The organism is Actinorhabdospora filicis (assembly GCF_030269765.1).
Classification (GTDB): domain Bacteria; phylum Actinomycetota; class Actinomycetes; order Mycobacteriales; family Micromonosporaceae; genus Actinorhabdospora; species Actinorhabdospora filicis.
Genome location: NZ_BSTX01000003.1, coordinates 759,029 through 771,561, shown reverse-complemented (window position 1 = coordinate 771,561; position 12,533 = coordinate 759,029). Strand labels below are relative to the sequence as shown.

The 12,533-nt window shown below is 69.4% G+C and carries 13 protein-coding genes and 1 pseudogene; 5 read left to right on the top strand and 9 right to left on the bottom strand.

Going from position 1 to position 12,533, the window contains the following annotated elements; genetic code table 11:
- Window positions 1–27: 27 nt before the first annotated feature.
- The 4 genes from qcrB to ctaE are packed head-to-tail and all read right to left on the bottom strand — an operon-like array spanning window position 28 to window position 4,122.
- Window positions 28–1,620, bottom strand: a complete 1,593-nt coding sequence (gene qcrB / locus QSK10_RS23855; protein WP_285665169.1) for a cytochrome bc1 complex cytochrome b subunit — start codon at window positions 1,618–1,620, stop codon at window positions 28–30.
- Window positions 1,617–2,699: a cytochrome bc1 complex Rieske iron-sulfur subunit gene (gene qcrA / locus QSK10_RS23850; protein ID WP_285665168.1), complete on the bottom strand. Its 1,083-nt coding sequence runs from the start codon at window positions 2,697–2,699 to the stop codon at window positions 1,617–1,619. The genes qcrB and qcrA overlap by 4 nt, the downstream gene beginning before the upstream one ends.
- Window positions 2,696–3,502, bottom strand: coding sequence for a cytochrome bc1 complex diheme cytochrome c subunit (gene qcrC / locus QSK10_RS23845; RefSeq protein WP_285665167.1), 807 nt, complete (start codon window positions 3,500–3,502; stop codon window positions 2,696–2,698). The genes qcrA and qcrC overlap by 4 nt, the downstream gene beginning before the upstream one ends.
- 8 nt (window positions 3,503–3,510) lie before the next feature.
- Window positions 3,511–4,122 carry an aa3-type cytochrome oxidase subunit III gene (gene ctaE / locus QSK10_RS23840; protein ID WP_285665415.1) on the bottom strand — a complete coding sequence of 204 codons (612 nt, stop codon included), beginning with the start codon at window positions 4,120–4,122 and terminating at the stop codon, window positions 3,511–3,513.
- Between the two features lie 1,668 nt (window positions 4,123–5,790).
- Here ctaE and QSK10_RS23835 point away from each other — a divergent pair.
- The 5 genes and pseudogenes from QSK10_RS23835 (at window position 5,791) to QSK10_RS23815 (ending at window position 8,743) form a co-directional block, all read left to right on the top strand.
- A complete protein-coding gene (locus QSK10_RS23835) occupies window positions 5,791–6,192 on the top strand; it encodes a response regulator (protein WP_285665166.1) in 402 nt (133 codons plus the stop codon).
- A 14-nt stretch (window positions 6,193–6,206) separates the two neighbouring features.
- Entirely contained in the window at window positions 6,207–7,262 is a 1,056-nt protein-coding gene (gene trpD / locus QSK10_RS23830) for an anthranilate phosphoribosyltransferase (RefSeq protein WP_285665165.1), read from the top strand.
- 32 nt (window positions 7,263–7,294) lie between these two features.
- Window positions 7,295–7,816, top strand: a complete 522-nt coding sequence (locus tag QSK10_RS23825; RefSeq protein WP_285665164.1) for an NUDIX hydrolase — start codon at window positions 7,295–7,297, stop codon at window positions 7,814–7,816.
- Window positions 7,809–8,438, top strand: a pseudogene (locus QSK10_RS23820) (nucleotidyltransferase family protein); the annotation flags it as partial. The gene QSK10_RS23825 and the pseudogene QSK10_RS23820, both read left to right, overlap by 8 nt.
- Window positions 8,439–8,458: 20 nt before the next feature.
- Window positions 8,459–8,743 (top strand): Lrp/AsnC family transcriptional regulator, encoded by a 285-nt coding sequence (locus QSK10_RS23815; RefSeq protein WP_285665163.1) that lies wholly within the window; start codon window positions 8,459–8,461, stop codon window positions 8,741–8,743.
- A 2-nt stretch (window positions 8,744–8,745) separates the two neighbouring features.
- Here the strand turns inward: QSK10_RS23815 and QSK10_RS23810 are convergent, their stop codons facing one another.
- From QSK10_RS23810 to ctaC, 5 genes are all read right to left on the bottom strand, one after another.
- Entirely contained in the window at window positions 8,746–9,219 is a 474-nt protein-coding gene (locus QSK10_RS23810; protein WP_285665162.1) for an Rv0361 family membrane protein, read from the bottom strand.
- Window positions 9,220–9,404: 185 nt separating this feature from the next.
- Window positions 9,405–10,244: a hypothetical protein gene (locus QSK10_RS23805; RefSeq protein WP_285665161.1), complete on the bottom strand. Its 840-nt coding sequence runs from the start codon at window positions 10,242–10,244 to the stop codon at window positions 9,405–9,407.
- 51 nt (window positions 10,245–10,295) lie between these two features.
- Entirely contained in the window at window positions 10,296–11,159 is an 864-nt protein-coding gene (locus QSK10_RS23800) for a DMT family transporter (RefSeq protein WP_285665160.1), read from the bottom strand.
- 21 nt (window positions 11,160–11,180) lie between these two features.
- Complete coding sequence (locus tag QSK10_RS23795) at window positions 11,181–11,606, bottom strand: cytochrome c oxidase subunit 4 (RefSeq protein ID WP_285665159.1); 426 nt, start codon at window positions 11,604–11,606, stop codon at window positions 11,181–11,183.
- Between the two features lie 11 nt (window positions 11,607–11,617).
- Window positions 11,618–12,508 carry an aa3-type cytochrome oxidase subunit II gene (ctaC, locus tag QSK10_RS23790; RefSeq protein ID WP_285665158.1) on the bottom strand — a complete coding sequence of 297 codons (891 nt, stop codon included), beginning with the start codon at window positions 12,506–12,508 and terminating at the stop codon, window positions 11,618–11,620.
- Between the last annotated feature and the right edge of the window lie 25 nt (window positions 12,509–12,533).

The following is a 12,533-nucleotide window of genomic DNA, read 5'->3' as shown; positions in this document are numbered from 1 at the left end:
CGGGGTCTTTCGCGGAATTCGCGCGGGCTAGTTCTTGCCCGCGGTGATCTCCTCGCGGTCCTCGCCGGGCTCCACCGCGGGCTTCTCGGCCGGCTTCTCGATGGGCTTGAAGAAGCCCTTGAGAGTCGGCGCGAGGGCGCCCAGGCGGTTCATCTTCTTCGGCACGGTCCAGCCGTTGTACTCAAGGTGGGTGTGGCCGTGCTCGTCGGGCTCGGCGAGCGGCTGGTGCACCTCGTAGAAGCGGCCTTCGGCGTCCCGCTTGATGATGCCGGTCTCGACGCCGTGCGCCAGGACCTCGCGGTCGTGCTGCTGGAGGCCCAGGCAGATCCGGTAGGTCGCCAGGTACGCCAGCGGCGGGATGACCAGCAGGCCGATGCGGCCGGCCCAGGTCATCGCGTTCAGGCTGATGCTGAACTTGTCGGCGATGATGTCGTTGGCGCCCGAGAGCGTGCAGATGACGAAGAACGCCAGGGACATCACGCCCACGCCGGTACGGGCCGGCATGTCACGCGGACGCTGGAGCAGGTTGTGGTGCCCCTTGTCCTTGGTGAGCCGCCGCTCGATGAACGGGTAGAGCAGGGGCAGCATCGTGAAGATGCCCATGCCCACCACGCCGGGCCAGAAGACCGCCGGGATCGTGAAGCCGAACTCGCGGATCTCCCAGGCCGGGAAGAGCCGGACCAGGCCGTCCAGGAACATGACGTACCAGTCGGGCTGGGAGCCCGCCGACACGACCTCGGCCTTGTAGGGCCCGAACATCCAGACCGGGTTGATCTGGAACAGGCCGCCCATCAGCGCGATGACCGCGAAGACGAGCATGAAGAAGCCGCCCTGCTTGCTGACGTAGTTCGGGAACATCCGGAAGCCGACCACGTTGTGTTCGGTCCGGTGCGGCCCCGGCCACTGGGTGTGCTTCTGCATGAAGACCAGGCCGACGTGGACGCCGATCAGGGACAGCAGGATGCCCGGCAGCAGGAAGACGTGCAGGATGTAGAACATCGGGATCACCGAGTCGCCCGGGAACTCCCCGCCGAACAGCGCGAACGAGGCCCACGAACCGATCAGCGGGACCGACTCGGTGATGCCGGAGGCGATGCGCAAACCGGTGCCCGACAGCGCGTCGTCGGGGAGCGAGTAGCCGATGAAGCCCTCGCCGAAGCCCAGCCAGAACAGCAGGACGCCGATGATCCAGTTGGTCTCACGCGGCTTGCGGAACGCGCCGGTGAAGAACGTCCGGCCCATGTGCACCACGATCGCGGCCATGAACAGCAGCGCCGCCCAGTGGTGCATCTGGCGCAGGATCAGGCCGCCCCGCACGTCGAAGGACAGGCTCAGGCTCGACTCGTACGCCTTCGACATCTCGATGCCCTTGAGCGGGGCGTAAGAGCCGTCGTAGTGGACCTCGGTCATCGACGGGTCGAAGAACAGCGCGAGGAACGTACCGGTCAGCAGCAGCACGATGAACGAGAACAGCGCGATCTCGCCGAGCAGGAAGGACCAGTGGTCGGGGAAGACCTTGGTCAGCAGCTTCCGGACCGGTGAGGCGAGCTGGAATCTGTCGTCGAGCTCCCCCGCCGCCTTGGCCGGGAGCTGTTTGACGTCGAGTTTGCGACGCTTCACTTCTTCTCACGCTCCCAGAAGGCCGGGCCGATGGCGACCTTGTAGTCCTCGGTCGCGTAGAGGTAGCCCTCTTCGTCCACGTCGAGCGGCAGCTGCGGCAGCGAGCGCGTGGCCGGACCGAAGATCGGCTTGGCGTTGTCGGTGATGTGGAACTGCGACTGGTGGCACGGGCACAGCAGCCGGTTCGTCTGCTGCTCGTAGAGGCTGGCGGGGCAGCCGACGTGCGTGCAGATCTTGGAGTAGGCGATGAAGTTCTGCCACTGCGAGCCCTGGTTCATCACGTAGGCGTTCTTCCGGGCCTCTTCGGCGTCGGCTTCGCGCAGGTGGATGAGCAGGGTCGGCGAGTCGGCGTGCTTCAGGCTCGCGCCGCCCGGGATGGCCGGGAAGACGGTGATCTGGCCGCCGACCGAGACGTCCTCGGGCCGGACCAGGGTGCCGTCCTCGCGCATGAGGCGCACGGGCTTGCCGTTGTTGAACTTCTTATTGAAGCCGGTCTCGAAGAGGTCGTTCTTCGGGTCCTTGATCAGCCCGCCGATGGGCATGAGCGCGGCCAGGCCCAGCGGCGCGGCACCGAACAGCAGCGCGCGCTTGAGCAGCGGCCGCCGGTGGATGCCGATGTCGCCGCCGACGCCGGCCAGCACCGCGCCGGCCAGCTTGCGGTCCTCGGGCTCCGAGGCGCCGTCGTGACGTTCCTGGATCATCTCCTCCTTGGGGAGGAGCTTCTTCGCCCAGGTCAGGACGCCGAGGCCGAGACCGGCGAGGGCCACGCCGAGGCACAGGCCGAGCATCGGCGTGTACCACTTGGACATGACGTCGGCGCCGCCGAACTCGTACTCGTAGGGCCACCAGATGTAGGTGACGATGAAGCCGAGGGCGCCCAGGCCGGTGAGGGCGAAGAAGAACGCGATGGTCCGCTCGACGCGCTTCTCCTCCTTCGAGCCGGGCTCATAGCGCGGCTCGTAGTGGAGGATCTCGATGCCATCGCGGCGCAGCGCCTCTTTGACCAGCTCGTACTGAGTGGTCTTGGGGTCCATGACGTCGATCGGCTCGGCGTCGCCCGGCGTCGCTTCCTTGCTCATGACTTACCCGCAATCCACAGCGTCGCGACGGCGAGCGCGACGATTCCGACCAGGAAGATCGCGAGGCCCTCGGTGCTGGGGCCGAACGCGCCCAGATCCCAGCCGCCCTGCGCCTGGTCGTTCTGGATGTACTTGATGTAGGCGATCAGGTCGCGCTTCTGCTCGGGCGTGAGCTGGTTGTCGGCGAACACCGGCATGTTCTGCGGCCCGGTCAGCATCGCCTGGTAGATCTCGGTCGGCGTGGCCGGGAACAGCGACGGGGCGTACTTGCCCGAGGACAGCGCTCCACCGCCGGTGGAGAACGCGTGGCAGCTGGAGCAGTTGACCCGGAACAGCGTGCCGCCGGTGGCGACGTCGGCGTTCGAGAGGTCGTTCAGGTCGACGCCCTTGGGAACCGCCGGGCCACCGCCGAGGGAGTCGATGTACGCCGCGAGGAAGTAGGCCTCCTCGGGCGTGAACATGGGCGTCTTGCGCTCCGCCTGCGCCTCTTGGCGCGCCATCGGCATGCGACCGGTGTTCACCTGGAACTCCACCGCCGCCGGGCCGACGCCGATGAGGCTGGGACCGCGGTCGTCGACGCCCTGCGCGTTGTTGCCGTGGCAGGTGATGCAGCTCTGGTCGAAGATCGCCTTGCCCTTGGCGATGTCCTCGGCGGTGAAGCCCTTGGGCTCGTCGGCGTAGATGCCGGGCGCGAAAGCCGTGTAGATGGCGCCGACGAGGGAAAGGGCGGCGATGAATCGCAGCACCTTGCCGAGGCGACGGAACCGACGGCGTGGAGGTCTGCTGGTAGCAGCCACGGTCATCCTCACCTTTACTTCAGGAACGGAAGAATGTAGATCATGCCGAACAGCCCGATCCACACGATGTCGACGAAGTGCCAGTAATAGGACACCACGATCGCGGAGGTCGCCTGCGCCGGTGTGAAGCGGCCCATCGTCGTGCGGATCATGTAGAAGATGAACGCCACCAGACCACCGGTCACGTGCAGACCGTGGAAACCCGTGGTCAGGTAGAACATCGTCCCGTAGCCGTCGCTGTTGATCTTGACGCCCTCGGAGACCAGAGTGCGATACTCGTTGGCCTGGCCGAGCACGAAGATCAGGCCCATCACGAACGTGATGGTGAACCAGCGACGCACGCCGTACACGTCACCCTTCTCGGCTGCGAACACACCGAGCTGACAGGTGATGGAAGACGCCACCAGGATCACGGTGAACGTCAGCGCGTACGGCACGTTCAGTTCCTCGGACCTCTCCGCCCACAGCTCGGGCGAGTGCGCCCGGATGGAGAAGAAGGCGGCGAACAGCGCCGCGAAGAACATCAGTTCGCTGGATAGCCAAACGATCGTGCCGACGCTGACCATGTTGGGACGGGTCAGAGAGTGAATTCGGCTCTTGTCGATGGTGGCTTGGGCGGCTGTCACGCGGTCATTATTACCGTTGATCGTCGACGGAATGTAGAGGGGTGCGGAATCCGCGCGTGTCTCATGTAGGGGATAGGGCATGAGCAGCACGAACACCGACCCGCCGACCCCCACCCGACACGCCCACGACACGCCCACCGGAGTGAGCGGACGCACTCCGACGGCGAGGAGGACGAGCACCGAGTGACCCGCTGAAGCACCCCGAGGACCCCGCCGGGGACGACGGGGGGACGACGGCGGGGGGCGGGGGGCAGGGCCGGGCCACGGGGGCGGAGGCGCGCGGGGCGATGCGAGCGGGGGCAGGGCCGGGCCGGGCCACGGAGGCTGGGCGGGCCACGAGGCGGAGGCGCGCGGGGCGATGCGGGCGGGGCGGGCGCAGTGAGACGGGCGGGGCGGGCGGAGCCGAGGGCGAGGCGGCCGAGGCGAACCGTGGGCGGGCACAGCGCGGGCCGGGCGGGGAGGGGCCAGCGTGGACGAACCCACCGCACGATGGCCACCCAGAGCCGCCCGAGGACAAGCCTGCGACGAAAGACCCGGGCCGAGTGCGGCGTGCAGCCCGTGGGGAGGGAGGCGACGTGGCGACCAGTGGGCAACAACGGCAAGACCCGGCCACGCGAAAGCTCGTGGGTCAGGCCCACGCAACGATGAGGGTGAGACGCCGGACAGAGCCGGGTGCGATGGGTGGCCGGGTGCGATGGGTGGCCGGATGCGATGCCTAGCCAGGTGCGGTGCGTAGCCGGATGCGCGAGAACTGACCCGGGCCGGGCAAGCCGAGCCGCCGGCTACGGAGGCAAGGCACACGCAGGCACGCGAGCCCGTGCACGAAGGCCACCCGAAGGTGAGAGCAAGACGCGGAACAGACCTGGGTGCGATGCGCAGCCTGTGCACGAGGGCTGAACCGGGCGAAGTGACCGGCCGGCCACGAAGGCAAGACCCGGGCGGGCACGCAAGCCCGAGTCCGAAGCCCGCCCGAAGGCGAGAGCAAGCCGCACAACCGAGCCGGGTGCGATGCGCAGCACCACGCGGCTTGAAGCCGGGGACAGTGACTGGCCGGCAACGGGGTCAAGACCCGGGCAACAGACGGAGCTCGTTGTTTTAGAGCCGGGCAAGGTGACTGGCTTGCTACGGGGTCAGAACCCGGGTGGGGACGGGAGCCTGTTGTTTTAGAGCCCCAACGAGACGGCCCGCAGCCCGCAAACAAACCGCGACCCCGTGACCAGATCCGCTGAAGCTGTCTCGGGATAGGAGAGGATCCTCCCTCGGTCGGCCGACGGGTCATAGAACGCAGGTTCTGGGGGTGTCAAGACACGCCCTTCCGTCTTGACACCCCCAGGTTCTGCGTTCACCGTCCTCAAAGCCGAACGGGGGTGGAGCCTCCCGAGAGAGGTCCGGCGTCCAGGGGCCGCACCCCTGGTCGGGTCCTAGGGGTGACACCCCTGTCCAGAGGGTGAGGAACAACCAGCGCCAACCCGGGGAAGAGAAAGCGGCCGATCCGCAGGGGAAGACAAGAAGCGAGACGGGCGTGGAGCCGGGGCCGGGCCCGAAGCCCACCCCAACCCGCCCCACTCCTCCCCCTCCCCCATCCCCCGGCGAGTACGATCCGCTGTGTGCCCCACCGCCCCACCGTGGAGCACCCCCAAAAGAACCCGACCCATCCGGAGCGCACCAATGAGCACCGAGTACACCGTCCTTCTGTACAGCCACAACCCGGCGGTGCGCAAGGCCATGCGCTCGGCCATCGGCGATCGCCCGGCGGCGGGTGTCGAGATCGAGTACGTCGAGTCCGCCGACTACGACGAGACCGTCCGGCTGATCGACACCTACGAGGTGGATCTGGTCCTGCTGGACGGCGAGGCGCAGCCCGCCGGTGGCCTGGGTGTCGCCCGTCAGCTGCGCGACGAGCTGGAGGACCCGCCCACCTCGTGCGTGGTCCTGGCCCGGTCGGCCGACGAGTGGCTGGGCGCCTGGTCGCGCGCCGACGCCACGCTGACCCACCCGCTGGACCCGGTGACCACGGCCGTGAAGGTCGTCGAGCTTCTCCAGCGGCGCCGCACCCCCGTCGTCAAGTAACGAGAGAGGCCCCCATGGGCGCGCGTACCTGGCCGCATCTGCTGTCCACCGTCCTGTCCGGCACGCGGTTGTCCTGGGAGGACGTGGCGTGGGCCATGGAGGAGATCATGGCCGGGGAGGCGACTCCGGCGCAGATCGCCGGGTTCGCCGTCGCCCTGCGCGCCAAGGGGGTCACGCCCGAGGAGCTGGACGGCCTGGCCGCGGCGATGATCGCGGCCGCCGTTCCGCTGCCGGGTGAGCTGCCGGTCGCCGCCGATGTCGTCGGGACGGGCGGAGACCAGGCCCACACTGTGAACATCTCCACGATGGCGGCGATGGTCGTCGCCGGTGGCGGTGTGCCGGTGGTGAAGCACGGGAACCGGGCGGCGTCCTCGAAGTGCGGTTCGGCGGACCTGATCGAGGCGCTGGGGATCCCGCTGGACCTGAGTCCGGCGGCGGTGGCGCGCTGCGTCCACGAGGCCGGTATCGGCTTCTGCTTCGCCGGGCGGTTCCACTCCGGGATGCGGCACGCCTCGGGTCCGCGCCGGGAGATGGGCATCCCGACCTTCTTCAACTTCCTCGGCCCGCTGACGAACCCGGCGCGGCCGCTGATCGGCGCGATCGGGTGCGCCGACGTGGTCATGGCGCCGGTGATGGCGGGGGTCATGGCGCAGCGGGGCGCGTGCGCGCTGGTGCTGCGCGGCGAGGACGGCCTCGACGAGTTCACCGTCACCGCGCCCACGCGGGTGTGGCTGGCGCACCGGGGTGTGGTCACCGAGTCCGTCATCGACGCCGCCGACCTGGGCATCGCCCGCGCGGCTCCGGAGGCCCTGCGCGGTGACGACGCGGCCTTCAACTCGCGGGTGGCGCGGGAGGTCCTGGCGGGTGCCACGGGTCCGGTGCGCGACGCGGTCCTGCTGAACGCCGCCGCGGCCTTCGCCGCCCAGGAGGGCCTGGGTGAGGAGTCCCTCGACTGGCCCTCGCGGCTGCCCGAGGCGATGGCGCGCGGCCTGGAGCGGGCGGCGACCGCGATCGACTCCGGGGCGGCCGAGCGGACGCTGGCGCGCTGGGTCGAAGTGGCGGCCGCGTAGGGCCCCGGCGGTTCTGCGTAAGGTAAGCGGTCATGGTCACTCGACGTCGAGCCGGGCTCCTGCGCGGCACCGTTTACCGCGTCTTCTACCGGCTTCCGCGCAAGATGCAGCGGTTCCTGGCCCGGCGGGTCTCGCCGAAGTACATCCTGGGCGCGGTGATCCTGCTGTTCGACGCCGACGGTGAGCGCCTGCTGATGCTCCGCCAGCCGCCCGGCTTCGGGTGGGGGCTGCCGGCCGGGCTCATCGACCGCGGTGAGGCGCCCGCGCACGCCGCCGTCCGCGAGCTGCGCGAGGAGACCGGCCTGAGCGTGGAGCTCAAGCCGGCGAACCCGAGCGCGGTCGTGCACGTCGGCGGCCGATGGGTGGACATGGTCTTCACCGCGCGCGTCGACGCCGAGACGCACGAGCCGAGCGTGGACGGCGCCGAGGTCCTCGACGCCCGCTGGCACCGCCTCGACGATCTGCCGCCGCTGACCCCGGCCAGCGCGAAGCTGCTGTCCCACTACGGCATCGGCCCCTACTCCGAGGCGCTCGGGGAGCCCGTCCATGACTGACGTGTGCGCGGTGGTCCTGGCCGCCGGTGAGGGGACGCGGCTGCGCCCGCTGACCCTCACCACGCCCAAGCCGCTGCTGCCGGTGGGCGGCGTGAGCCTGCTGGACCGGACGCTGGCGCGCCTGGCGGCCGTCGGCCTGTCCGGGCCCGCCGACGTGGCGGTGAACGCCTGCTACCTCGCCGCCCAGATCGTGGACGCCGTCGGCGACCGCGCGCGCCTGTCGGTCGAGGAGCCGCCCGCGCTGGGCACCTCCGGCGGCGTGGCGAACCTGCGCGACTGGATCGGCGGGCGCGGCGTCCTGGTGTGCAACGCCGACGCCTACCTCGCCGAGGGCGAGGCGTCCCTGCGCAAGATGCTCGACGGGTGGGACGGCCAGACCGTGCGGCTCCTGGGCGTCCTCGCGCCCGGCGAACCGCACCTGTTCTCCGGGCACGCCTTCGCGGGCGCGTCCCTGCTGCCCTGGTCGCGCGTGTCGGCCCTGCCGGTGGTCCCCGGCGAGCTGGTCCGCACGGTGTGGCGGCCCGCCGAGGCCGCCGGGGAACTCCAGGTCGTCACCCATGACGGAGTGTTCATCGACTGCGGGACACCGCAGCGCCTCGCCGCCGCCGACCGGCACGCGGCTTCCACGAAAGGTAACCGGCCGTGATCACCGCCATCGTCCTCATCCAGTGCGCCACCGAGTCCATCCCCGAGGTCGCGCAGAAGATCGCCGACCTGCCGGGCGTCAGCGAGGTGTACTCCACCGCCGGGCACGTCGATCTCATCGCGATGGTGCGGGTGCGGGAGTTCGAGCACATCGCCGACGTCATCGCCGACAGCATCAACAAGGTGGACGGCGTGTCGGACACCGAAACCCACATCGCGTTCCGCGCCTACTCCAAGCACGACCTGGAGGAGACCTTCGCGATCGGCTTCGACACCGAATAGGCCTAGGACGCCGAGACCTCCGGGGACGGGTCGGTGGCGTCGCCGCAGACCTTCCAGTCCCCCTTCTCCTTGATCAGGTCGATGGGCGCGCCCTCGGTGGTGTCGCCGCCCAGGCCGCTCATGTCCACGGTCACCACGGCGCGGTCACCGGTCACGGTCTCGCCGGTGACCTTCCAGGTGATGTCCCCGAACACCTGCTGGAGGTCGGCGCTGGCGCCGCCGTCGGGATCGACCGCGCCCAGATCGTCGGCCGCCGCCGCGCACGTCAGGTCGCGCGCGGTGGCGACGTCACCGTCCTTGAGGGCCTGAAAATAGTCGTCGACGACATCGGTGGGACTCCCCGATGAGCTGAAGACGAACACGTACAGGACCACGCCGAGGGCCACGACGGCGGCGACCAGTCCCAGCAGCCCGAAGAGGCGCCCCCTGGGACGCTGCTCCGGCTCCTCCTCGGGAGTCGTCTCGTCATCGCTCACGCTCGGTCTCCTCGGGTCGGTGACGGGCACAGGGACGCGCTGAGGCGCCGCTCAAGCACGATAGTCGACCGCGCGGCCGAAACGGGCGCGCGCGGATTGACCACGCACGGATTGACCACGCGCGAGTTGACGGAGTGGCGCTGCCCCGCCACCTCCGCCGGCGGATCTAACCCGCGTCGGCCCGACTAGCCAACGGAGTCGACGCCGCAGATGAACCAGTCGCCGCCGCGCTTGACCAGCTCGAAGTCCACCTCGCCGCTCATCGGGCCGGAGCTGATGAGCTTCATGCGGACCGTGGCCTGGTCACCGGCCTCGTGCTCGGAGACGACCTCCCACGACAGGTCGGCCACCATCTTGTCGAACTCGGCCTGCTCGTCGGTGGAGTCCAGGTCATCGGTGTCGATGTACGGGTCGTCGGTGTCGCAGACGAGGCTGTTGGCCTCGGTGATGTCCTTGTCCTTGACCGCCGCCAGCCAGTCCTCGACGGTGCCCGTGGGACCGCCGCCGCTGACCAGCACGATGATGACGATCAGGGCCACCACGAACAGGGCCGCGCCACCGCCGATGGCGGCGAACAGCGGCGCCTTGGACTTCGGCGGCTGCGGCGCGGTGTACATCGGGGCCTGCCAGGCCTGGGTGATCGGGTTGCCGTAGGCGTCCACCTGCGGCGCGGGCGGCGCCGAGGTCTGCGCGTACGGGTCGTACTGGGGCTGCGCCGGTGGGTACGGCGCGGCCGGGTAGGCCGCCGGAGGCGCCGAGGTCTGCGCGTACGGGTCCGGTGGGGCCGCGGGCTGGGCGTAGGGGTTCGGCGGTGCCGAGGTCTGGGCGTAGGGGTCTTGGGCGGGCGGGGCCGACGTCGGGCCGTACTGACCGCCGAGCGGCTCCTGCGGGGGCACGGGGGCACCCGGCGGGTACGGGCTCTGGGCGGCGTTGTCCGGCTGGGCGGGCGGGTACGGCGCGTACGGATCCGGTTGCGCGGGCTGCTGCGACGGATCGTAGGGCTGGCCCTGAGGGGGGTAGGTCACCTTGGTCCTTCCAAAGCGTTGATGCTCACGGGGAATCCTAGTCGCCGCCCGCTAAGACGCGGTCAGCGCGACGATGCCTCCCAGCACGATCAACGCCCCGGCGATGCGTCTGGCGGCCTGGGACTCCCCCAGCAGCAGCCAGCCGAAGAACGCGCCGACCACGATGGACAGCTCGCGCGAGGGGGCCACCAGGCTCACGTCGGCGTACTTCATCGCGAACAGCACCAGCAGGTAGGCCAGCGGCTCCAGGACGCCCACGACGAGCACGGGCTTCTTGTGCTCGGCCCACACCTTGCGCAGCTCGCCCAGGCGCGGCAGCGCGTAGGGCGCCAGCGCCAGCGTCCGGGTGAGCCCCGTCCCCCACTGCATGACCAGCGGGGTGATGGCCAGAGCCTTCACCGAGTGGTTGTCCCAGAGGGTGTAACCGGCGATCATCGTGCCGGCGACCAGGCCGTACATGACCCCGGTCATGGCCTTCATGCGCTCCCCGCTGGAGCTGCCGAGGCCGATGACGAGGATCCCGACGACGACGATGAGCGTGCCGAGCAGTGCCAGGATGCTCGGCCGCTCGCCGATGAAGGCGACCGCGGCGATGACCGACAGGAGCGGGCCCGTCCCACGCGCGAGCGGGTACACCACGGAGAGATCTCCCTTGGCGTACCCGCGCTGCAGGAACAGGATGTAGCTCAGGTGTAAAAGCCCGCTGACGCCGACGCCGGTGAGCAGCTGCGGCGTGATCCGGACGTCCAGCGCCATCACCACGCCGAGCACCACCGGCGCGTACAGCACCGTGGAGGCCGCGCAGGACAGCCAGACGAAGACGGGGCCTCCGGTGGAGGCCCGCTTCGCGTACAGGTTCCAACTGGCGTGTGCGATCGCGGCGCACACGACCAGCCCGACAGCGAGGGGTGGCATCGGGACGGAAGCGGCCGGGGCTTATTCGGGCCCGAGCCGGCGGGTGCCGGTGTAGTACTCGAACAGCAGTCCGCCCACGGTCACCAGGACCGAGATCAGGCCGACCGCGATGAGCCACGGGTACCAGAACACCACGCCGATACCGGCGATGCTGGCGGTGAGGGCGATGCCGAAGGGCCAGTAGGAGCCGGGGCTGAAGAACCCGACCTCACCGGCGGCGTCGGCGATCTCGCCGTCCTCCCGGTCCTCCGGGCGGGCGTCGATGCGCCGCGCCACGAAGGAGAAGTAGAAACCGCACATCGCGATCAGGCAGGCCGACAGGACCAGCGCGACCGTCCCGACCCACTCGATGTGGCCGTTCTCGTGCTTCGACCAGACGATGTAGCCGACGACGAAGGCGACGAGCGTCAGCCAGATGACGTGGAAGATCTTGGCTTCGGTTTTCACGACGACTCCCTTTAGCCGCGCTCGGCCTGGCGGTCGGTGTCGAACGGCTTGGTCTTGATCGCGTAGGGCTCCTGACCGATGAGGGTCAGTGCCTCCTGGGTCGTCTTGCCCTGGACGCGGGCCTGGATGTACTGGTCGTACTTCTCCGGGCTCACCGCGCGGACCTCGAAGTTCATCATCGAGTGGTAGGTGCCGCACAGCTCGGCGCAGCGGCCGACGTAGGCGCCTTCCTGGTCGATGGTGACCTGGAACTGGTTCTCCACGCCCGGGACCACGTCGCGCTTGAACAGCAGGTCGGGGACCCAGAAGGAGTGGATGACGTCGGCGCTCAGCTCGGTGATGCGGATGTTCTTGCCGGTCGGCACGACCAGGATCGGGATCACGTCACTGTCGCCGACGGTGTAGACGTCCTTGTCGTCGCGGATCTTGGGGTCACTGCCGGTCTCCGGGTAGGAGAACTTCCAGTTCCACTTGAACGCGGTGACGGTGACGTCGAGGTCGGGGTTCGGGTCGACCCTGGTGACGTTCGCCTGGATGATCGCGGTGTAGTAGAAGAGGATCGCGATCGCCACGAACGGGCCGACCGTGAACAGCAGCTCCATCGGCAGGTTGTACCGGGTCTGCGGCGGGAGGTCCTCGCCCTTCTTCCGGTACCGGATGACGCACCAGAAGATCAGGCCCCAGACGAAGACGCCGACGGCCAGCGCGGCGATGGCCGAGCCGATCCACATGTCGAACATCTGCCGCGACTGCGGGCTGGGCTGGGTGCGAGGCCATCCGAAGTAGAAGGCGTCGTCGATGGAACAACCGGTCAGCACGGTGACCAGGGCCGCCCCGGTGACGCTGAGACCGATCAGCCGGCGGATCCGCCGGGAAGCTGGGGACGATGGGCTCGCGGCCACCTGCTCCTACCCTTCCTCAAAGCTC

Excerpts from the sequence above, each read along its gene's own strand:
- qcrA (WP_285665168.1), bottom strand. The coding sequence starts at position 2,699 with ATGAGCAAGGAAGCGACGCCGGGCGACGCCGAGCCGATCGACGTCATG.
- QSK10_RS23825 (WP_285665164.1), top strand. The coding sequence starts at position 7,295 with ATGGTCACTCGACGTCGAGCCGGGCTCCTGCGCGGCACCGTTTACCGC.
- QSK10_RS23835 (WP_285665166.1), top strand. The coding sequence starts at position 5,791 with ATGAGCACCGAGTACACCGTCCTTCTGTACAGCCACAACCCGGCGGTG.
- QSK10_RS23800 (WP_285665160.1), bottom strand. The coding sequence starts at position 11,159 with ATGCCACCCCTCGCTGTCGGGCTGGTCGTGTGCGCCGCGATCGCACAC.
- qcrC (WP_285665167.1), bottom strand. The coding sequence starts at position 3,502 with ATGACCGTGGCTGCTACCAGCAGACCTCCACGCCGTCGGTTCCGTCGC.
- trpD (WP_285665165.1), top strand. The coding sequence starts at position 6,207 with ATGGGCGCGCGTACCTGGCCGCATCTGCTGTCCACCGTCCTGTCCGGC.